The 21,047-nt window shown below is 58.9% G+C and carries 19 protein-coding genes and 3 pseudogenes; 9 read left to right on the plus strand and 13 right to left on the minus strand.

The features are described from left to right. Positions 1 to 27: 27 nt before the first annotated feature. Positions 28 to 1,128, plus strand: coding sequence for a tartrate dehydrogenase (locus tag E3T51_RS14945; protein WP_104191282.1), 1,101 nt, complete (start codon positions 28 to 30; stop codon positions 1,126 to 1,128). A 123-nt stretch (positions 1,129 to 1,251) separates the two neighbouring features. Here the strand turns inward: E3T51_RS14945 and E3T51_RS17570 are convergent, their stop codons facing one another. After that, positions 1,252 to 1,557, minus strand: a complete 306-nt coding sequence (locus E3T51_RS17570) for an IS3 family transposase (protein WP_134530548.1) — start codon at positions 1,555 to 1,557, stop codon at positions 1,252 to 1,254. After that, positions 1,479 to 1,889: a transposase gene (locus E3T51_RS14955; RefSeq protein WP_198417884.1), complete on the minus strand. Its 411-nt coding sequence runs from the start codon at positions 1,887 to 1,889 to the stop codon at positions 1,479 to 1,481. The genes E3T51_RS17570 and E3T51_RS14955 overlap by 79 nt, the downstream gene beginning before the upstream one ends. A gap of 170 nt (positions 1,890 to 2,059) precedes the next feature. On the opposite strand from E3T51_RS14955, the pseudogene E3T51_RS14960 reads away from it, so the two are divergent. Together E3T51_RS14960 and E3T51_RS14965 are read left to right on the plus strand one after the other, a co-directional pair. Beyond that, a pseudogene (locus tag E3T51_RS14960) lies at positions 2,060 to 2,489 on the plus strand (IS30 family transposase); the annotation flags it as partial. A gap of 231 nt (positions 2,490 to 2,720) precedes the next feature. After that, entirely contained in the window at positions 2,721 to 2,978 is a 258-nt protein-coding gene (locus E3T51_RS14965) for a hypothetical protein (RefSeq protein ID WP_134530550.1), read from the plus strand. Positions 2,979 to 3,405: 427 nt separating this feature from the next. Here E3T51_RS14965 and E3T51_RS14970 read toward each other — a convergent pair whose 3' ends face one another. Then, entirely contained in the window at positions 3,406 to 4,836 is a 1,431-nt protein-coding gene (locus E3T51_RS14970; RefSeq protein WP_134530551.1) for a dihydrolipoyl dehydrogenase family protein, read from the minus strand. Between the two features lie 85 nt (positions 4,837 to 4,921). Between E3T51_RS14970 and E3T51_RS14975 the strand changes: the two genes are divergently transcribed. Further along, on the plus strand, positions 4,922 to 5,560 hold the full coding sequence (locus E3T51_RS14975; protein ID WP_134530552.1) for a class I SAM-dependent methyltransferase: 639 nt from the start codon (positions 4,922 to 4,924) through the stop codon (positions 5,558 to 5,560). 1,132 nt (positions 5,561 to 6,692) lie between these two features. Here the strand turns inward: E3T51_RS14975 and E3T51_RS14980 are convergent. From E3T51_RS14980 to E3T51_RS15000, 5 genes are all read right to left on the minus strand, one after another. After that, on the minus strand, positions 6,693 to 7,121 hold the full coding sequence (locus E3T51_RS14980) for a PRC-barrel domain-containing protein (RefSeq protein ID WP_134530553.1): 429 nt from the start codon (positions 7,119 to 7,121) through the stop codon (positions 6,693 to 6,695). Between the two features lie 241 nt (positions 7,122 to 7,362). Beyond that, entirely contained in the window at positions 7,363 to 9,711 is a 2,349-nt protein-coding gene (locus E3T51_RS14985; RefSeq protein WP_134530554.1) for an FdhF/YdeP family oxidoreductase, read from the minus strand. A 67-nt stretch (positions 9,712 to 9,778) separates the two neighbouring features. After that, complete coding sequence (locus E3T51_RS14990) at positions 9,779 to 10,003, minus strand: hypothetical protein (RefSeq protein WP_134530555.1); 225 nt, start codon at positions 10,001 to 10,003, stop codon at positions 9,779 to 9,781. A 347-nt stretch (positions 10,004 to 10,350) separates the two neighbouring features. Beyond that, the gene (locus E3T51_RS14995; protein ID WP_198417885.1) at positions 10,351 to 10,857 is read right to left on the minus strand and encodes a carboxymuconolactone decarboxylase family protein; all 507 of its coding nucleotides are present in this window, start codon (positions 10,855 to 10,857) and stop codon (positions 10,351 to 10,353) included. Further along, positions 10,799 to 11,758, minus strand: coding sequence for an alpha/beta fold hydrolase (locus E3T51_RS15000; protein WP_134530556.1), 960 nt, complete (start codon positions 11,756 to 11,758; stop codon positions 10,799 to 10,801). The genes E3T51_RS14995 and E3T51_RS15000 overlap by 59 nt, the downstream gene beginning before the upstream one ends. Before the next feature lie 327 nt (positions 11,759 to 12,085). Here E3T51_RS15000 and E3T51_RS15005 point away from each other — a divergent pair, with 327 nt between their 5' ends. The 3 genes and pseudogenes from E3T51_RS15005 to E3T51_RS17265 all read left to right on the plus strand — a co-directional run bounded on the left by E3T51_RS15005 (position 12,086) and on the right by E3T51_RS17265 (position 13,891). After that, complete coding sequence (locus E3T51_RS15005) at positions 12,086 to 12,838, plus strand: hypothetical protein (RefSeq protein ID WP_166806508.1); 753 nt, start codon at positions 12,086 to 12,088, stop codon at positions 12,836 to 12,838. Positions 12,839 to 13,521: 683 nt separating this feature from the next. Further along, positions 13,522 to 13,713: pseudogene (locus E3T51_RS17260) on the plus strand (UPF0182 family protein); the annotation flags it as partial. Beyond that, on the plus strand, positions 13,685 to 13,891 hold the full coding sequence (locus tag E3T51_RS17265; protein ID WP_241989367.1) for a hypothetical protein: 207 nt from the start codon (positions 13,685 to 13,687) through the stop codon (positions 13,889 to 13,891). The pseudogene E3T51_RS17260 and the gene E3T51_RS17265, both read left to right, overlap by 29 nt. 48 nt (positions 13,892 to 13,939) lie before the next feature. Here the strand turns inward: E3T51_RS17265 and E3T51_RS15015 are convergent, their stop codons facing one another. Both E3T51_RS15015 and E3T51_RS15020 read right to left on the minus strand, forming a co-directional pair. Further along, positions 13,940 to 14,413, minus strand: coding sequence for a Dps family protein (locus tag E3T51_RS15015; protein WP_134530558.1), 474 nt, complete (start codon positions 14,411 to 14,413; stop codon positions 13,940 to 13,942). Between the two features lie 403 nt (positions 14,414 to 14,816). Then, a complete protein-coding gene (locus E3T51_RS15020; RefSeq protein ID WP_134530559.1) occupies positions 14,817 to 15,485 on the minus strand; it encodes a helix-turn-helix transcriptional regulator in 669 nt (222 codons plus the stop codon). 100 nt (positions 15,486 to 15,585) lie between these two features. On the opposite strand from E3T51_RS15020, the gene E3T51_RS15025 reads away from it, so the two are divergent. Next, on the plus strand, positions 15,586 to 16,815 hold the full coding sequence (locus tag E3T51_RS15025) for an NAD(P)/FAD-dependent oxidoreductase (protein ID WP_134530560.1): 1,230 nt from the start codon (positions 15,586 to 15,588) through the stop codon (positions 16,813 to 16,815). A 101-nt stretch (positions 16,816 to 16,916) separates the two neighbouring features. Beyond that, positions 16,917 to 17,507: pseudogene (gene ribA / locus E3T51_RS15030) on the plus strand (GTP cyclohydrolase II); the annotation flags it as partial. Between the two features lie 465 nt (positions 17,508 to 17,972). Here the strand turns inward: ribA and E3T51_RS15035 are convergent. From E3T51_RS15035 to E3T51_RS15045, 3 genes are read right to left on the minus strand one after another with little or no spacing between them, the layout of a single operon-like run. Beyond that, positions 17,973 to 19,493: a tripartite tricarboxylate transporter permease gene (locus E3T51_RS15035; RefSeq protein ID WP_134530561.1), complete on the minus strand. Its 1,521-nt coding sequence runs from the start codon at positions 19,491 to 19,493 to the stop codon at positions 17,973 to 17,975. A gap of 1 nt (position 19,494) precedes the next feature. Then, complete coding sequence (locus E3T51_RS15040) at positions 19,495 to 20,022, minus strand: tripartite tricarboxylate transporter TctB family protein (RefSeq protein ID WP_134530562.1); 528 nt, start codon at positions 20,020 to 20,022, stop codon at positions 19,495 to 19,497. Continuing rightward, entirely contained in the window at positions 20,019 to 21,023 is a 1,005-nt protein-coding gene (locus E3T51_RS15045; protein WP_134530645.1) for a tripartite tricarboxylate transporter substrate binding protein, read from the minus strand. Before E3T51_RS15045 ends, E3T51_RS15040 begins: the two co-directional genes overlap by 4 nt. Between the last annotated feature and the right edge of the window lie 24 nt (positions 21,024 to 21,047).

The following is a 21,047-nucleotide window of genomic DNA, read 5'->3' on the forward strand; positions in this document are numbered from 1 at the left end:
CTCGGGAAGAGCAACGGAGGCCGTCCCATGACACGTACTCACCGCATCGCCGTCATCCCCGGCGACGGCATCGGAGTAGAAACGGTTCCTGAAGGAATCAAGGCCCTCGACGCTGTGGCCGCCAACCACGACTTCGAATTGGAATACACCGAGTACGACTTCGCATCGGCGAACTACTGGCTCAAGCACGGCAAGATGCTCCCGGACAATTGGTTCGATGAGCTCAAAGGTTACGACGCGATCTTCTTTGGGGCCGTCGGCGCGCCCGATGTCGTCCCCGACCACGTCTCCCTTTGGGGCAGCTTGCTCAAGTTTCGCCGCGGTTTCGACCAGTACGCGAACGTGCGGCCTGTGCGGCTACTGCCTGGGATCAAGAGTCCTCTCGCCGGCCGTCTTCCCGGTGACATCGACTTCTACGTCGTGCGCGAGAACACCGAAGGCGAGTACTCCTCCGTCGGCGGCATAATGTTCCCTGAAACCGACCGTGAGATCGTCATGCAGGAAACCGTGATGACCCGCACCGGCGTCGACCGCATCCTGAAGTACGCGTTCGAACTGGCCGAGAGCCGCGAGCGCAAGCACCTCACTTCCGCCACGAAGAGCAATGGAATCTCGATCTCGATGCCCTACTGGGACGAGAGGGTCAAGGAGATGTCCGCGAAGTATCCGGACATCTCCGTAGACAAGTTCCACATCGACATCCTCACGGCGAATTTCGTGCTTCACCCCGACTGGTTCGACGTTGTCGTCGCCTCCAACCTCTTTGGCGATATTCTGTCCGATCTGGGTCCTGCCTGCACCGGCACCATCGGTGTTGCGCCCTCCGGCAACATCAATCCCGAGCGCATCTACCCCAGCCTGTTTGAGCCCGTACACGGCTCAGCTCCAGACATCGTCGGAAAAGGCATCGCCAACCCAGTCGGGCAGATCTGGTCCGCCTCGATGATGCTCAACCACCTCGGCGAGCACGCGGCCGGCGCTGCGATTCTCGAAGGCATTGAGAGAGTACTTACTCGCGGTGGAGACGCGCTCACCCCCGACCTCGGTGGCTCCGGAACTACAATCTCTCTCGGCGCCGAGATTGCAACCGAAATCTCGGTCGCAACGCGGCTCGTCGAAGCACGATGACAGGGCGCACATAGGCTCCCCCACGGATCGTCCTCGCGTCAGACAAGTTCAAGGGCTCCCTCGACGTCGCAGGGGTCTATTTGAGCCCGTCAAGTTATTGAGACAATCTGATGTGTTTTTCTTCTATGTCGTAGCTTTTTGGTAGCGGTCGCGGTGAGCGGCCAGCGCAGCCGCGGGTTGTAGCCCTCCGTTGTGGGAATGAGGTCGATGCCGGTTGTACCAAGATTCGATGTATTCCATCACTGCGGTTCTAGCGGCGAGGTGGTTGGCGAAGTGTTGCTGGTAGTGCACCTCGGTCTTCATGTGGGAGAAAAAAACTCTCGGCAACAGCATTGATGCCCCGAGAGTCGTCAACTGGCGATTTGGGCAGGTTTTTGGGCCGGGTTGACGAGGTGATAAACCTCGCGGATGACGTAGCGCTTGAGGCATCGGATAATGTTTCGTTTGGATTTTCCTTCGGCAGTGCGGCGGGCGACGTAGTCGATGGTGGGCTGATGGAATCGCATTCTGACTATGACGGCACGATAGATCGCGGCGTTCAGTTGCCGGTGGCCGCCGTGGTTGATTCGGTGTCTGCCACTGGTCATTCCATACGAGGCCGGTATCGGGCTGATGCCGGCGAGCTTGGCAAGGGCGGCTTCGGATCTCACGCGTTCGGGGTTGTCACCGACGACGATGAGGATCTCGGCTGCGATGTCGACGCCAATGCCGAAGGGTTCGAGGAGCTGGGGTGCGGTGCGCATGACGAGGTCCTCGATCATGGTGTGTAGTTCTTTGGTCTCGGCGTCGAGATACTGAATCCGTCGCGATGGTCATTGACGCGAGGATCCCGCCAATACTGTCCATCACCGCAGCGACGTGCACATACTTGTGAGTGTCGACGCCGACTACGACGTGGCCCGATCGGGTGAATTGAAGAGGTGTGCTGCCGTCGGCTATCGCCACACTCGTGGAACGCACCACCGGGTTCCTCATGCTTGTGCATCTCGGCGGCAGGCACGATGCCGTCACCGTGCGCGAACGCATTGGCACGGCGATGGATGGCCACTCTTCCGGCGCACCTCCGCAAATCGCTGACCTGGGACCAAGGAGCAGAGATGGCCGATTATTTTCAGTTCATGGAGGACACGACGATCCCCGTCTACTTCTGCGATCCACATTCGCCGTGGCAACGAGGCTCGAACGAGAACACAAACGGGCTCATTCGCCAGTACTTCCCCAAGGGCACCAACCGGAACCACCACAGCCCCGAACGCCTGGCTGAAGTCGCCGCCAAGATCAACGCTCGACCCCGCGAATCACCCAATTGGGAACCATCCCAAACGCACTTCGATAGGCTCAAGAAAACAGCCCACATTTGATCGAGTGTTGCGACGTTCGCTAGAAAACGCCGTCTTGATCTAGGTCACGGTGGTGGATAGGCGGATCGCGGCCCGGGTGGTTGCGGGCAAGCAGTTCACTGCGTCGAACCCCCAGTTGCATGCGTTCATGCCCCGATCAACATCGTGGACGGTATCATGCCAGAAAATAGTTGCGCATCGCATCGGACTTGCGGTGGTGCTTCGGCTCACAGCATCCACGATGACGGTCTTGTGAGCAATGGTGGAGAGACAGCCTTCGAGTTCGTGATGATCCCGGATTCCCTGGACGCGCGGTTGTTCGTGGAACTTTCCAGCTATGGGGTCGACCTCAGTGAGGCGCGTCATGCCCTCGAGCTTGCGAGCGAGGGCGGCGAGGACTCCCCACTTCGAGATGCGGCGGCGTATCTGATCGGCTTCGCGGCTCTCGCCTACTGCCGCACTTTCTTCGCCTCGAACGTGCTGCCAGTGGACCTTGCAAAATGCGTCTAAATTCACGGGCAGAACAGCCACCGACTCGAGGATCCGTTTGTGGAGGGCCAAGGCTCCATGACTTAACTTTCAGGAGTGCCCCTTTCTCATTCATCTCCACGACTAGTTGAAAGTGTCCGGAAGGGCCGGGGCGTACGCAATCGGGACGACGGTTCAAGCTCGCGTGTTGCTGACTCTCTTTCGCAATATAGGTGGTCTTTAAAGGCAACGCACGAATCGGTAGATCGACGACGGACGCTTCCTCTCGTTTTTCCGCCGCATCGTCGAGGGCGCGGAGACGATTACCGTGGAGAAACTATGGCTGGTTTTCTCGTTCTTCGCTTGGCAGATCGCGGTCGTCTGAACCGTTTTCGTGGGTGTCAGCACCGTCCAAGGGATATTCGTCGACTACCGGGCACTGCGCTGACGCCCAGTCGCGCTGCCGATTTCACCGCAGGCGCGCACTCCGCAACCGTCGGAGGGTGCGCGTCGCCGCCAGAACGAGACCGGAGTTGAGCCGGCGGCGTACATCGGCCACGGCCACATTCCAGAGGCCATCGTTATAGGTAGGGTATGCGTGCGTGGTTCCGGCGATATTGCTCGTGGTGAGCCGGTTCTTGACCGCCAGGCAGATCTCGCCGAGAGTTTCTCCGGCGCGGGGACCCACCACGGTGCCGCCGAGCACTCGGCCGCGTTTGTCCACGACCAGCTGCGTGTAGCCACCCGTTTTCGACTCCGTCACAGCCCGGTCGACGTGCTCGTGGTCGCAGGTGACGACGCGGTGGCCTCCGGTCACATCTTTGGTTTGCAGGCCGACGGCGCCTACCTCCGGGTGGGTGAACGTGACCCGGGGGACCACCGCACTGTCGAACTTGCGGGTCAGGCCGAGGATTGCGTTGGTCGCGGCCACGCTGGCATTTACTCCGGCGGTGTGGGTGAACCGGGGCAACCCGGTCACGTCCCCTGCAGCCCAGATGCGAGGGTTGGAGGTGCGCAGCCGGGAATTGACAACGACGTTGCCATGAGAATCGAGTCGCACTCCCACAAGCTGCAGATCGAGACCGGCGGTGTTCGGGCGGCGGCCCAGCGCAGCAAGCACCCGGTCGAAAGACAGGGTGCTTTCGTCGCTGAGGGTGAACGTGCCTGCGCGGCGATCGGTTGAAAAGACCTTGGTCACGCTGGAGTTCGTGCGCACGTCCACGCCGTCCGCAATGAGCGCGGCGTGGATGATGGCGCTGGCCCTTTCGTCCTCCTCGTGCAGGATACGTGGCCCGATCTCTACGAGCATCACGGCCGATCCGAGACGAGCCATCGCCTGGGCGATCTCACAACCGATCGCCCCGCCGCCAAGCACGACGAGCCGCTCGGGAAAAGTACGCAGGTCCCAGAACGTTTCGCTAGTCAGTAGATCGACCGAGTCGATCCTGGGGATAGCCGGCAGTCCCGGCGAGGCGCCGGTGGCGATCAAGGCCTGCCGAAACCGCAGCTCGCGACCGTCGACGTCGACGGTGTCGGGGCCGGTGAAACGTGCCCGGCCCCGCACCACCTCGACGTTGTCCCCCACCAGCGCCTCCTCAGAATCAACCGGAGCGATTTCGTACATGGCGGCCTGCACGTGCTCCATCACCCGGGCGAAATCCACGACAACATCGTTCACGCTCACCCCGAGGCCTGCCGACGAACCGGCCGTCGTGGCGGCATCCGCTGCGGCGATTAGAGATTTCGAGGGCACGCAGCCGGTCCACAGGCAGTCCCCACCGAGGCGGTTGTCCTCGATTAAAACAGTCCTCGCCCCGAACCCGGCTGCGGTGCGGCTGGCCACGAGACCCGCCGTTCCTCCACCGATAACGACGAGGTCCCACACGTGCGTTTCAATCATGTCTGCGAGCGTAGACGGTCTGCGCTGCGTTCAGCGACAGCGAGGCTGGTTAGGCTGATGGGAACGAAAGGCCGGTCGAGCACTCATGGTGAATGTCTACGAGGCTGCGGGCCGCTTCTACGATGCGCTGTCCGGAGAACGTGTCGTATATCGAGCCGGCCGACAAGCGGGTGTGGCGCTGTTGCATCTGCGTGCCGGCGACACAGTCCTCGACCTCGGCTGCGGCACCGGCCTGAACCTTGCCTTACTGGTGGAGGCCGTCGGGCCGTCGGGCACCGTGGTCGGGCTGGACCGCAGCCCGAAAATGCTCGAGATGGCCCACCGCCGAGTGGAAGCCAACGGGTGGACATGCGTGTGCCTGGTCAAAGCGGATGCGACCACGTTCGATCCGAATGAGATCGCGAAGGAACTCCCAGCACCGTCGGGCGGGCTCGTCGATGCCGTGTTCTCCAGCTATGCGATGAGTGTCTTCGACGACTGGCACCCGGCCTGGGATCGGATGCGGGCGCTGCTCAAGCCCGGCGGTCACGCCGGCATCGTGGACATGCAGCTGCCCGTCGGCCGCGCCCGGATGTTTTCTCCACTCGTGCGGCTGGCCGCCTCGGTTGGTGGGGCCGACCTCCACGCTCGCCCGTGGACCGTCATCGAACGTGAAGGTGTGGATGTTCGCTCCGCGTCGCTGCGCGGCGGCCACATCCAGGTAGCGGCGGCCACGATCCCTTAGCCGACGACTTGGGTCTTGTGTGTCTCAAATCACAGACCTCCGAGGAGTCAAGATCAATCGTTCGAAGAGACAAATCTGGGAGATTCATCCCCTGAAACCGAGCCTGAACCATTCGCGGCTGGTCCCACTCGATGAGCAGACCGGCGACCTGATACGCCTGGTGCTTAGCGCCAGGCACTGAGCGCTCCGGCTTCATCTGGACCCAGCCGCGCTAACACGATAGCGTCAGGCTCCGAAGGTGAATGAATGGGCAAGTTGACGTCAACGCCGTGGATAAAAACTACGTCCGGACGTCTGACGTAAACGAAGCGACCGCCGACTCGAAATTATCGAACAGTACATGTCGTCGCGGTGCCTCTCTGTTCATGACTTCAAAAGCAGCACCACGTTTTCCGATGTAACCGAGGACCTTTTTCGGTGACCTTTCGTGGCACCGGCGATCACCGACACGCCAGTCATGGTCGGACAGACTGCGGACCTCAATATCTCCTGGTGCGCATGGTTCGTGGCTCTGATTCGACATTGAATCTCCTTCGTGATGAGCGGTTGCGGCTGGCCAAGCCTTGACCGGGTCCAATAATGTTGCCAGCAAACGCACCACATAACGATTGCCGCCATTGCACCGGTGCTGCGCAAAAGTTCCAACTAGCTTCACGCAGATGGTATTGCCGGTGTTCTGCGCCTACTTCAGCCAAGATCTTGATCCTTTCAGGTTCACGCTACATCGGTGTCTACGCGTTCCAGTTCTTCGGACACAGCATCTTGTGGCACCGCAATTTGGCAGTCTCGTCTAAGGCCGTCCAGACGAGGGGCCATTTTCGGGCACACCACGGGCATACGTTCGCACCCGATGAACCGCCCAAGTGATTACCGTAAGCTCGCGCGGTCGGGGCACTTCGATAAACAAGATCAGCCGCACGCAGGCCAGCCGTACGCTCATAACGCCCACCCGGCCGGCGGGGTAGAGTGCCCCACCAACCACCGCGGATATCCAAATGATCTAAACCCATGAGTAGCACAATAAATGAACGCATTTTTTACCAAGTCCGTACCCGTGTCAGCAAATCGTTTTGGGACATTTCTTAGTTCAGCCTTTACATCAGAATCGCACGTAAGTGAATGCAGACGATACTTAGTGTCGGCCGGGATAATACGGGTAGGGCGGGTAGACATACCCCATTCCCCAATATGGCAAGAACCCATAATAACCATAAGTGTCATAAAAGAAAACGCTGTCTTCGACGAGATCGGGATCATAAGGCGGAGATCCGGCCACAGTGTCGGTCAATAGGTTCAAATGGACGTCTTTATCGTCAATATGGGTGATCGCGTCGACAGGAATGAATGACTTATCTTTGCCAATTCCCAGAAAACCGCCCGTGGCGACTTCAAAGAATCGCACTTTCTCTTCCTGCTCGTCGATCAGGAGAGCGTCCACCTTCCCGAGGTTATTGCCGTCCTTGTCGAGAACTCGGTGCCCCCGGATGTCGGAATCTGTCGCAGCGATGGTCATATTGGTGTCCCGCAGCCGGACGAGCTTGCTGTGCTCTGCGGATGTCATGATTCAAGTCCCTTCAGTTGGTTATGAGAGTGAGAATTGCAAGGCAGCTTCTAAATGCGTCAGGAGCCTTGTCCCCATCGCATCACCGTCGGCTTTTTGGTCATTGCGCCAATCGCAATGGCTGATGAATCCATAGTTCTACCCTTCTGATGGTTTTGAACAAGTTCCCCACGAGAACTTTTATGGCGCATAGCCCATCGCTAACCCGGCTCTGCACTCTGCCGCGGCTGGACCAATATCGCTACACTCCCGCCAATGTTCCTTCTGGCGCACGGCGACTGCCCGCACGGTACGTCTCGACCGGTTCCAGACGTACGACGATCGCCTTCGAAGCCGGTGTGTTGCTCCCGTCGGCCGTGGAACCCAGAGGAACGAGCGGGTTCCCTTCGGGAAAATAGGTAGCTGCGCACCCGCGTGACGTCGGAAAGGCGACAACCCTGAAGTTGCGCACCACCCGGTCGACGTTGTCGGTGAACTCGCTGTGCACGTCGACGATCTGGCCATCTTCGACACCGAGCATGGGCAAATCGTCTGGATGGACGAAGATCACCTTGCGGCTCTTCTTGATGCCACGGTAGCGGTCATCCAGGCTGTAGATCGTCGTGTTGAACTGGTCGTGCGCGCGCATCGATTGCAGCAACAGGCGTCCAGTCGGGCACTCAATGTATTCGAGCTCGTTGACCGTGATCATGGCTTTGCCGGTTGGCGTGTTGAACGTCCGTGAATCACGCGGCCCGTGGGGAAGGATGAAACCGTTGTCGCGGTGGAGTCGCTCATTAAAGTTGTCGAAACCCTCGATAACGTGTTCGATGTGATCGCGGATCGTGTCATAATTTTCTTCAAACCCGGCCCAGTTGATGGGCCCATCGTCGCCGAATACCTGGCGCGCGATCCGAGTGACGATTGACACTTCGGAGAGTAGCTTGTCCGAAATCGGCTTGATCTTGCCTCTGGTCGCATGGATCGCGCACACGGAGTCTTCGACAGAGAGCACCTGCGGGCCCCCTGCCTGGATGTCGATCTCGGTGCGCCCCATGGTTGGCAAGATCAGCGCTTCGTCGCCAACCGTGAGGTGGTTACGGTTCAGTTTCGTTGAGATCTGCACGTTGAGGCCCACAGAGCGAAATCCTGCTTCGGCAGCTGCGGTATCTGATACCGCGGACACCAAGTTGCCACCCATCGCAATCCACACCTTGGTTTTCCCTGCGAGCATCGCTTCCACCGACTGAACGGTGTCGAACCCGTTCTCGCGTGGAGGATCGAAGTGAAATTCTTTCTGGAGGGCGTCCAAGAATGTCGGAGGCATTTGTTCCCAGATACCCATTGTGCGATCGCCTTGCACATTACTGTGACCACGGATCGGAGAGGCGCCTGCGCCGGGCTTACCGATGTTTCCCCGAAGTAATAGGAGGTTCATGATTTCTTTGATGATAGCAACAGCGTCTTTGTGCTGAGTGAGCCCCATCGCCCAGGTGATGATGACTTTGTCTGCTTTCATGTACCGCGCAGCAAGCTCGTCGATCTCTTCCGTCGTAAGTCCGGTTGCTCGAAGAACCGAGTCGTGATCGAGCGTGGCGACATGTGCCTTGAACTCCTCAAGCCCTGCGCAGTGTTCATCGATGAACTCGTGGTCGAGCACCGTTCCGGGGTGTGCGGCTTCGGCTTCGAAGACGCGTTTGGAGATTGCCTTCATCAACCACCCGTCGCCGCCGGCGCGGATCTGCAGGTACTGGTCGGCAAGACCTGTTCCGTGGCCGATGATACCTTTCACCTTCTGCGGGTTTTTGTAGCGGATCAATCCAGCCTCGAGGAGCGGGTTGACCGCAACAATATCCGCACCGGCCTCTTTCGCCTCCTCAAGGGCCGTAAGCATTCTGGGGTGGTTCGTACCAGGGTTTTGCCCCATTACGATGATCAGGTCCGCCTTAGCAAAGTCCTTATAGGCGACCGTGTTCTTTCCGATGCCAATGGACTCACCCATGGCTAGCCCAGTGGACTCATGACACATATTGGAACAATCGGGGAGGTTGTTTGTGCCAAGTGACCGGGCAAGCAGCTGGTAGATGAATGCGGTCTCGTTGGCGGTGCGACCACTGGTATAGAACGTCGCCTCGTTGGCAGAATCAAGGGCTTTCAGCCGGTCGCCAATAAGCGTGAACGCATCATCCCAGCTGATCGACTCGTAGTGGTCTTTGCCTTTCGGCTTGTAAACAGGCTCGATCAGTCTGCCTTGCATGCCCAGCCAGTACTCCGACTTCTCCAGCAAACTGCTTATGGAGTGTGCCGACCAGAAGGTCGTCGGAATAGCCACCGGCGTAGCCTCCCAGGTAACGGCTTTCGCCCCGTTCTCGCAGAACTCGAACGTCTTGCGGTGATCCGGATCCGCCCAAGCACAACTCATGCAGTCGAAACCGTCCTTCTGATTCATATCGGTTAGCAGCTTCAGACTGCGACCAATACCCATCTCTAAAAAGGCCGGCCCCATGGAATGGGTGACACCGGGCACTCCGGCAGCCCACGTCTTCGGATCCCCAACCACCATTTCAGTGGCATTTTCGTTGATATCCTCGATCGGGGCTTTCGCACTCATAGCGCACCACTTCCTTGTAGTCTTGCCGGTATTTCGACGACGTGTTTATCGCCGGAATTGATCACCATCAAACTTTCCTGGGGAAGCCCTCCGATATCATCCGCACCTCGGACGCCAGTTCGGCAGCGAAAAAGAGTGGAGCCCGATCATTTTCGGCAATCAGGCCCTGGGACACGAGGAAATCGGCGGCCAAATCATAGTCGCCATCGAATGCGCGAATGGTCACCGCGAGAGAAATCCCCTCACCCCTAACCTTCAGTGGTTTCACGCGAGTAAAAACATCTTCTTGCATAAATATCAAATCATCCGCTTTAAAGCAGACACTTTTCGTCGAGCCACGCTCCCACTCATATTTCAGTCCTATCAGCTAAATGAGAACCACGCAACCGCCCCCGGCAGTACACATCGGTACCTTGGCCACGTTGAAATCATCAGAACTCAACGGCTCACGCCATTGGGAAATAAAACACTGAACACTACGGCGTACACGGCCGTCCCGATCAAGTCGGGACCAGGCACCATTACGCGATTAGAGGCGAGAATGGTACGTTGACAGACGGCTGACAGCCGTCCAAAGTCCGGCTTTATGTTCTTTCACGTGTACCGCGGTACCCACCGATCGTGGGCGCAGCGTGATTGTTAGGCCGTTTGCGCTGGAAGGCTCTGGTGAGTGCTGACCGCCAGGCGGTTCCACACGTTGATGGCGGCGATGGCCATCAAGAGCTGCACAATTTCCCTCTCCTCGAATGATTTCCTCACCTGCCCCCACAATGAGTCCGACACACCGCCGTTTCCGATGAGGGTCACAGCCTCGGTGAGTGCGATGGCTGCGCGTTCGCGCTCGGAGTACACGTTCGGCGCCTCTTCCCAGCCAGCTAGCACGTCGAGGCGGCGCTGATCGATGCCCGCGGCGCGAGCTTCACGTCCGTGCATGTCCAGGCAGTACGCACATCCGTTGATCTGCGAAGCACGAATTTTCACAAGCGCCAACAGGGCTTCCCCCAAGCTTCCCGCGTGGATGTATTTTTCGAGGGCGATCATCGGTTTGTATGCCTCGGGATCGACGTCCGGGACGGAGAGGCGTTGCTCAAATGACATTGGCGTTGTCTTTCTGTGTTTGCGGTGCGTGTACTTCGAGTGGCTCATAGTGCGTGTGTCGCCCGATGAAGCCATCGATCAGATGCACTATGGAGTCCAACTGTTCATCCAAGGCGAAGTGCCCGGTGTCGAGCAGGTGCAGTTCAGCGGACGGAAGATCGTCGAGGTAGGCGCGCGCTCCTGCTTCAGGAAAGAACTGATCGTTACGCCCCCAGGGCAAAAGCATCGGGGGCTGATGCTCGCGCATCCATGCTTGCCACGCGGGATACAGCGCGACGTTGGACTGATAGTCATAGAGCAAATCAAGCATGATCTGCTCTCGCCCCGCTTGATCGAGCCAGTGTTGATCCAAAGTCCATACGTCCGGATCGACGGACTCTGGGTTAGCCGTTCCCTCGAGATGTTGGGAGCGCGTTGCCTCAGCTGTAAGGGCTCCGCGAATGACGGGCTCCATCTCTTCTCGATTTATCCAGTACTGGACCACAGGCTGCATATTCGGTCCCAGTCCGGACTCGTAGGCGTTGCCATTTTGTGCGATGACTCCCTGAATCCAATTCGGATGTCGCGCCGCGATGCGATACCCGATAGGAGCCCCAAAATCGAAAACGTACATAAAGAACTCGTCGATGCCGAGGGCGACCAGAAACGCTTCGATAACCTCGGCGATGTGATCGAAAGAGTAAACAAAGTCTCCACCGCCACTACTCGAGGTGGGAGCGCTGCTGTAACCAAACCCCGGATAATCCGGTGCGACGAGGTGCACCCGATCGCTGAGCCGATCCATCAGGCGCGCATACTGGTGCGACGCAGCAGGAAAACCATGCAGCAGCACGAGCGTTGGCGCGTCCGCGGGGCCCGCCTCCCGATAGAAGATTTCTACTCCATTGACGGAAATGGTGCGATGCCGCACGCCCGTGAGCTGATCAGTTTCCGTTGTGAATTCGGTCATACTGTCCTCGTTTCGCTCGTCTATGTCTACAATTCACACTTTCACTCGCGGTAGCTTGTGTCAACACGTCCACGACGTGCTGCCCTCCGTGCTCTCGAGGACGAGTCGGGAGAGCAGCACGCGATCGTGGCCGCCATCACCGCTGCCAGCAGGCACAGAACGTAATCGATCTCACAACCGCCCCCAGGCAACGGCTCGGCGATACCTCGGTCATCATCTGCGCAGTGTCCTGATCAGGATTTCTGACCCGACTGGATCGTCGCATCTAGTTGTACCGGGCCATCAAGTTGGTGACACTCGCTGGAGCGAGGTGGATCCACTGCCCGTGTGGATACATTCACTGCCGTAATAGTTGAGCCACGGGTCAAGGGCTTGGGTGCGCTCAGCGCGCGGTATCGGTCCGGGGTCGAGTTGCGCGCCGCACATAAACTGATTGTTGAAAGCATCAATCACCGAGCGATGGCCTTAGCAGAAAGACCACAAGCAGCCGTAATAGATCAAGCAGGAGGACCCATAATGACCAGAATTTTCGCCCTGATCACCGTGCGACGGTCGGACCGCTGCATCGTGCACTCCCCCAGCCAGATCAAGGCTCCTCTCACGTCAAGGCAACGTGTCGTGCGTAATCGAGTCAGTGCTGCAGCACTGGTGCTTGCGGTCGGCGGGTTGTCAGGCTGCTCCGGCGTCGGCGCCCCGCGCATACCCCCGACGGAGTTGGGATCGATAAACATCGGCATGAACGCGGAGGTAGGTCCTGTCGAAGTGAGAAACCTGCTTTTAGTCACACGCGGCGAGGCCGAGCCCGCACGTCTCATCGGGGTCCTCCTGAATGGGTCAGAGGAAGACGTTCAGGTAACACTGTCAGACCAAGACGATGAGGTCTCCGTCACCCTCGATCCGGGGGAGCAGTACGCGTTCCAGGAACACCCGACCCTTTTCGAGACCGCTGATGACATCTCAGGTGCAGTTGCGCACGTTACCATCACCGTTGGAGCGGACACCGAATCAGTGCAGATCCCGATACGAAACGGCGACCTGAAATGGCTTGAGCCGTACTTGCCCAACAGTACGCGCAACTGAGAGAGGCAGATCAGCGGCGATATCCGCGGGATCACTCATGCTTCTATGACTACAAACAGTGCCTCCGTGCCGGGATGATGGGAAATCGGACGGAACTGTTGAAGCACAAGCAGTCTACGAACGGGCACCGACGCGGTGAAATCACTTCTCACCAGGTCACGGGCGCTATTCGGTTGTGCGGTCCATGGTCAGAGTCGTTCACGACGTACCAATGCCACCGTTTGGGATTCTTCTTATCTTCACCAGCCGTATGCCTTCGAGGCCGGAAACTCTTGCTGCCGACGGGTGCCCATCTCTCTACTTTCACACGCCCCTTGGACTGGCTGGCTGGTTGAGGCGGCTGGATCAAGTAGGTCGTAAACCCAAGCAGTTGTCGTGAGGTCCTCATACGCACCACGTCGCGAACGAGCGCTTCCGACAACACGATTCGGTTAGTCAACAGATACAAATAAAACCATGAATTGTCTCCGTGAGCGTTAAATAGTTTTCCTAAGTAACAATTTTTAAAGCTGCTCAGAAGGGTATTACCGGCTAAAAATGACGTGACATTACACGTTGATCAGTAGATTCGGGCTAACGTCATAAGTGTCCCGAGCACTGAGAACAAGAGGCTAATTCGTGAGTTCATCTTCGTCCAGTACTCCTATCCGGAGCCGAGCCCCGCTAGCTATTACGGCGGCGATCACAATGCCACCACAGAAGCGACACCGGGTGCGTTGCGTGAAGATGCCGCCACGACGGCGAATATTCGTATTCTCGACCCGGCTCTGGTCAGCGACTCTTTCGCTCAGCTGGAGCAGTTCCGTCAGTACTACCAATTCCCAGCCAACCTCAGCGTGGACCGGTATGAGATCGACGGCATTTCACAAGACACTTACGAGCACCGGCAACGCGGAGACTGGCGTCGAACTGGCAGCGCTCTTAGAGGTCGCCAACGCGGCGCTCACCGAGAAGCAGGCAGCTCTGGCCGAGGGCGACTTTGCCGTCTACGGTGCCGCAGACGACAAGCTCGCGGAGACCATCGCGAGCATGCTGGCGCTGCTCGGAGAGTAGTCAGGGCGCACGACAGTTCGTTGAAATTGAACCTGTCGAACCCTGGGCTTAGGCGTGGGTCTGCACCGCCGGTTGCGGCTGCCGATTCTCAGCGCTCACCATCCAGGCGTACTGCTCCAACTTCTCAATGAAAACGTGCAGAATATCTGCGCTGGTGGGATCTTCCTCGTCGACGTCATCGTGCACTGCCCGTATGTTCTCCACTGTGACGTTCAGGCGTTGCGTAATCAGGTTGATGGCGTCCGTGGTGAGTACCTCGCCGGTGGGAAAGCTTGGCAAGTGTGTGGTCGCGCTGACGGTTTCGATGCGTCCGTCGGGCTGCGCGTTGAGTGCGCGTAAGCGTTCGGCCAGTTGATCAGAGAATTCACGCACCTCTCCGACGATTTCGTCGAGTTGCAGGTGCAGGTCACGAAAGTTCGGTCCAACGACATTCCAGTGTGCCTGCTTGCCCTGCAGATGCAGCGCAATCAGGTCGACAAGAACGGACTGCAAGTTCGTGCGGAGTGTATCGGAGGCGTGCATGGTGTCCTTTCGTGGAACGAGGATAGAAGATAAAATATGGCGTCATTGTGTTAGCTACCAGTGTGGTTGAGCCGGCTTCAACGAACGTCTTGACCCCTTATAGTTCTCCCTTCATGATATGACCATCAACTCAAAGACCGCGCCGAGCTGTAATGACCAGGCAATGAGACTGATCCTCTTGAGAGGACAGCTCACAGAAGAGAATGTTCACCAAAGCACAATCGTGTCGGGACTTCGCTTCGGAATATAAAACAACGCCGTGAAATTAGTCGTCTTTACAACCGAGCGGTCACAACCGCTCTTTGGGACCGAGGTGTCGACGAGACCACCGGACTCGTTGGGTGATGACGTTCACGACCCACGGATAGACCGGATCGACCGACGAAAAGACAAAGCCCTCCGCCTAATCGGTATTCCGGGCAATATGCACGCAACAGTATCCGTCTCTCGGCGCAAATTGGACTTTGCGCCTGCTCTCGCCCGCACCTTCCGCGACGCCGACCAGTAGGGCTAGGTTGGCCGCACAGATAGTCTCGGCGTGGCCCTTGGCCAGCTGGTGGAATGGGCAGTTGTGCAGAAGCAGTCCGCCATCACCATCGTCCTGAGGTTCGTATCCGGTGGACTGCAGCACCGCATCCAATGAGCCGGCACTCATGCCCAATGTACGGCCGTGTTCTACAGACACCCGAGTGAGCGACTCCTGGGCGGGCTCCCCTGTGCGATCGGATTGCTCAATGGCGGAGATTAACAGCTCTCCGGCCAGAGCGTAATGTCGGCCCGGAACGGACACGACGATTTCGTTGGCCGCACGCCGGTACAGCTTGGCGGGCCGTCCAGCGCCAGGACCAGATCGGCCCGTGCGGCGCTGGAATTCGGTGTCTAACAGCCCGCATCGAGCAAGTCTTTCCAGGTGAAACGCTACCGTCCCGCGCGGAACGCCCAGCGCTTCGGCTGCCTCATCACGGCCCATCGGCACGGCACTTTGAGAGACCAAATCGAACAAGGAGCGCCTCAGCGGGTCGCTGAGCGACGCTATTGCAAAGATGTCGTCCGACTGTGATTGTTCGTTCATAGTGATGATCGTAACTCTAAAACAAAGTATCTTGACAAAAGAAACGGGTGGCTCCTAAAGTTGGGCTACGAAGCTCGCCAGCACACAGTAAAGAGGAAACATGTCGGATTCTCAGAGTTATGTCATCGTCGGAGCAGGGCTCGCGGGTGCGTCCGCTGCTAGGACGCTGCGCGAAGAGGGCTTCACCGGGCCAATCCAACTGATCGGCGCCGAAGCGCACCGGCCTTATATCCGGCCGCCTCTTTCGAAGGACTACCTCAGCGGATCCAGCGACCGCGACTCTGTATACGTTGATCCCAAGGATTGGTACGCGCAGCATGATGTTGAGTTACTCCTCGGCACTTCTGTCGCCCGCGTTGATGCCGGCCGCCAGCTCATTCATACTGACGCCGGTGATGAATTCGCTTACAGCAAGTTGCTCATAGCCACTGGCTCGTCACCTCGCCGCCTGTCGATCCCCGGGGCAGACCTCGAAGGGGTGCACTACCTGCGTACTCTGGAAGACTCCGACACCTTACGCCCTTTACTTGCGGCCGGAAGCTTGCGACTCGTCCTGATCGGCTCGGGCTGGATTGGCATGGAAGTGGCTGCGACGGCACGCACCCTAGGAAACGACGTGACGATTCTCGAACGCGACCCAATCCCCCTGGCGAACGCGCTCGGCGATGAGCTCGGCCAGATGTTCGCCGATCTCCACGAACACAACGGCGTCATCCTGCGACGTTCGGTGTCCGTTGAAAGCGTTCTCGGAAAAGACGGCCGAGCTAGCGCTGTGAGACTCGAAAGCGGAGAGGTCATTCCCGCGGACCTCGTTTTGGTCGGCATTGGTGCCACGCCTAACGTTGAGCTCGCCAGTTCAGCGGGGCTAACGATCGATAACGGCATCTCCGTCGATGCATCCCTTCGCACAAACGACCCGGCAATCTACGCAGCAGGCGACGTTGCCAATGCCTACCATCCTCTGGCGAAGCTGCAACTGCGCAGCGAACACTGGGCCAATGCGTTGAATGGTGGGAAGGTTGCAGCGCGGTCGATGCTCGGCCAAAACGTGTCCTTCGACGACATCCCGTACTTCTACACCGACCAGTTCGACGTCGGAATGGAGTACTCCGGATTCGGCCCCCTAACCCGGGGAGCCGATGTGGTGTACCGAGGCGACCGGGCTGGCCGCGAATTCATCGCCTTCTGGGTGGCGGATGGGAGAGTTGTGGCCGGAATGAACGTGAATGTCTGGGACGTCAACGAAGCCGTGCAAGGCATCATTCGGCGCGGCAACCAAGTCGATCACGCCAAACTTGCAGATGCCGACGTGCCACTGGAATCACTGTAATCATGGCCGAAACATGTTTCAGTACCAACTCTTCGAGGGCACCCACCCCCGCGCTCTCGGCGGAAGAAGACAGTATCCGTGCTGTGCGTGCAATTGCAATGTCAGGTGTCAGGTTTGAAGTTGAAACGACTGTTCCGACCAAGCACGGCACTTTCCAGTTCCGCGCCTACCGCGATCTCGTCACGGGCAGCGAACATCTCGCCATCGTGTCCGGCAGGCCAACCGACGGCTGCCTTGTCCGCGTGCACTCAGAATGTCTGACCGGCGAGGTTTTCAAATCCCAGAAATGTGAATGCGGCCCACAGCTCGACTCCGCCCTCAACACGATCAATCAATACGGCGGCATCGTGATCTACATGCGCGGCCACGAAGGTCGCGGCATCGGACTCGTCAACAAGCTCAAGGCCTACCGACTGCAAGAAGCCGGCTTAGACACGCTCGATGCGAACCTCGCGCTCGGCCTCCCCGCGGACGGCCGTGACTACTCTGCCGCGGCTGCCATCCTTCACAACCTCCAGCTTCAGGCAGTGCGTCTCCTCACTAACAACCCCGACAAGGTCGACCAGCTCACCGAACACGGGATCACCGTCCTCGAGCGCATACCACTTACAGCAGGTGCTCATCCGGCCAACTCCGCCTATCTACGCACCAAACGTGACCGCATGGGACACCTTCTTCAACACGCGCTCTAATCCTGAAATCCGAAACCTCGTCGAGAACACTCTCGACTGACCTGACCGTGACCGTGACCGCACAATCATCATTCGTACCCCACTCGGATTTCTGGGCTCGCGGTCGGTTTATCAAGCCCTATCATCACCTTTATAGCAGCCGGCCGCCGAGGAGCCCAGCGTTGAGGAGCCCGTCGTCGAGGCAGAACCAGTCGACACCGTGCAGTCGCGCTGCGACACGCCCGCATGTACATAAAGGAGATGAACCACAGCCCACTCTTCCACCGTAATCACCCAACAATCGTGCTCGGATGGCTCAGTTTTCACCGTCGATTCTGACTCGATTTCTAACCGTCGCTGGCATCCCCGACCGGCTGACCACGGACACCCCACATCGCGACAGCCGCTCGCCGAGTGCGACAGGCTGGAAGCCGTTCCAAGAGGCGACTGACCCTCGACACCGGAAGCGAGGTGAGCTGACCCCAACTACTTCGCATCCACACTCACGCGCGACAGAGTCTGTGCAGCCTTGACCCGACGCCGTCGGCTGATGAACGAGTAGGTCAGAGACACCGCGAGCGCCCCGAAGATCGTCGCCGAGATCGGATCAGTCACAAAGATACCGAAGCTGCCGTCGGATATGAGCATCGACTGCCGAAACGACCGTTCCAGGATCGGTCCGAGAATGAAGGCCAGTACGAGTGGCCCGGGGTCGAAACCGGTCTTAATCATAATCCAGCCAAAAACACCGAAGATCAGCACCACCCACATGTCGAATGGGTTGTTATTGATCGAGTACACGCCCACCATGACCACCATGAGCGCGAAGGTCGCGAGGATGCCGGTTCTCACCCGTAGCATCTGAATAAAGATACCGATCAGTGGGATATTGAGAATCACGAGCATCACGTTGCCGATGTACATCGACGCAATGACGCCCCAGAAAATGTCCGGCCGATCTTCGATCAGCGACGGGCCGGGTGTGATCCCCTGCAGCAGCAATGCCCCGTAGAGCATTGCGAGCACCACGTTGGACGGGATACCGAGAATCAGCAACGGTATGAAAGCGGATGTCGACGATGCGTTGTTCGCTGTCTCTGGTCCGGCAACCCCCTCGATCGCTCCTTTACCAAACCGTGACGGGTCTTTCGCTCGGCGCTTCTCGAGCGCGTAGGAAGCGAGGGATGAGATAACCCCACCTCCCCCGGGCAGAACGCCGATCACGAAGCCGAGCAGTGAACCGCGCACGATGGCGCCGGAGGAGTCCCGAAAATCCTTGCGCGACGGCCAGATGTTCTTGATCTTCGTCGTGATCGCCTGCGCCTTTTCGGTGCGTTCGAGGCTGTGCAAGAGCTGGCCGACGCCGAACAGGCCCATCGCGATCGCCACGAAGTCGAAGCCGCCGAGCAGGGAGGGAATCCCGAAGGTGAAGCGGGCTGTGCCCGTGATCGGGTCCTGACCTACGGTTGAGAGCAGCAGGCCGATCGCGGCCATGCACAGGCTCTTCATCGTGGAACCCGTGCCGAGGGACGTCACCAGAAAGAGCCCGAGTACCATGATCGCGACATAGGAGGCGGGGCCCACTGCGACGGCGACCTGCGCCAGCAAGGGCGCGAGAAATGTCAGCCCGATGATGGCGACGGTGCCGCCGATGAAGCTGCCGATCGCGCTGATTCCGAGCGCAGGGCCCGCGCGGCCCTGCTTGGTCATCTGATACCCATCGAAGGTGGTCACCACGGATGCCGCCTCCCCCGGAATGCGCAGCAGCACCGAGGTGATCGTTCCGCCATACATCGAACCGTAGTAGATGCCCGCGAGCATGATCACGGCACTTGTGGCGTCCATCGTGTAGGTGATGGGCAGCAACAGCGCGATCGTAGCCGTCGGGCCGAGGCCCGGAAGCACGCCGATGGCGGTGCCGATGACCACACCCACAAAGACGAACAGCAAGTTCATGGGCTCGAAGGCAACGGAGAATCCGAGACCCAGGTTGTTGAAGGCGTCCATGTCACATTCCGATCAGTCGGGTGATGGTGCCCGCGACGATGTCGTCGGGAAAAGGAACACCGAGGAGAACCGCGAAGCCCACGTAGAAGACGGCGGTGCCGCCACCGGCGAGCGTGAGGGCGAGCCGCCAGGATTCCTCGCCGAACACCCGCAGCCAAAGAAGAAGAAGCAAGAAGGCGGGCACGACGAAGCCGATCGCCGTGAAGAGAAGGATGAAGACCACGAGGCTCAGCACGCCGCCCACGAGCAGTGTCGTCCGCCGCGTCCACTTCTCGTAGGCCTCAATATCGGGAATGACGATGAGTATGGCCGCCGAGATCGAGACCGCGATCGAGACCACCAAGGGCCAGAGCCCCGGCCCGGGGTTGGTGAGTTCGCCCAGTCCGAGACGCCAGGATCCAATCACGGCGGCGACCCCGGTAGCCAGCAGCACAACAGGGACGAGTCGGAAGCGGCCCTGGTACCGGCCAGCCGTTGCGAACGGAGCAGGCTCGGCGACTTGGACGGCCTCGAGGGTGTCCTCGCTCATTCTTGTCCAAGGATGGGTTCGTAGAGTCTCTGCATGTCAGCGAAGACCTTATCGAGGGCTGCTGCGCCGCTGGACTCCGCCGGAACGAACATCTCGCCGATCTGGTCGATGACAGTCGCGTCTTCCGAGCAGGTCTTAAGTTCTGACTCAAGGGTGGACACGATGGAATCTGGCATGCCCTTCGGTCCCATAACTCCAAAAACGGACACCGCGTTGACCAGCTCAGGGAATCCCAGCTCGGCCAGGGTAGGCACGTCCGGGTACCAGTCCGCCCGTTTGGGGCTGCTCACCGCGAGCGGCACGAAAGAGCCCTCGTCGATGCGCGATTGCACGTCTTGGTGGTCGGTGATGAAAAGCGCATCCACGTGACCCCCGAGCAGGTTGGTGGTCATCTCCGCGTTGCCCACGGCGGGAACGGCAATCACCTCAATGTCGTATTCCTCATATAGCCGCTGCAGCTCGATTGCCGCAGAGGTGGTCGCGCCCGGAACGGCAACACTGAGCTTGCCAGGGTTCTTATCAGCCGCCGCAAAGAAATCATCGGCGCTCTCATAGGGAGAATCCTCACCGACAACCAACACGGTCGGCATCTGCGCCATCACACCAACCGAGGTGAAGTCTTCGATGCTGTAGTTGAGCTCGTTAATCATGGGGTTCATCACCAGCGGGCCGTTCGTACCGAGCGTGAGTGTGTAGCCGTCAGGTTTGGCGCTCGATACGTCCTGCATGGCCAGTCCACCGCTACCGCCCGGCTGGTTCTCGACGACAAATGTCTGCCCGAGCCCCGCCTCGAGGCAGGAAGCGAAGGCGAGGGCCGTCACTGTGGACGGCCCTCCCGCCGCAAACGGCACCACGAAGGTAACGGGTTTCGACGGGTATCCGCCTTCGGCCTCCTGCGCCCCGGCAGAGCCGGAGGCGCTACAGCCCACGAGGCCCATCATGGCCAGTCCGGCGAGCGCGGGTAGGAATACAACAGTGTTCTTCTTCAAAGCTGACCTCATTGTCATCTGTTTAGTGCCTCATGG

It is taken from the genome of Cryobacterium serini (genome assembly GCF_004404025.1).
Classification (GTDB): Bacteria; Actinomycetota; Actinomycetes; order Actinomycetales; family Microbacteriaceae; genus Cryobacterium; species Cryobacterium serini.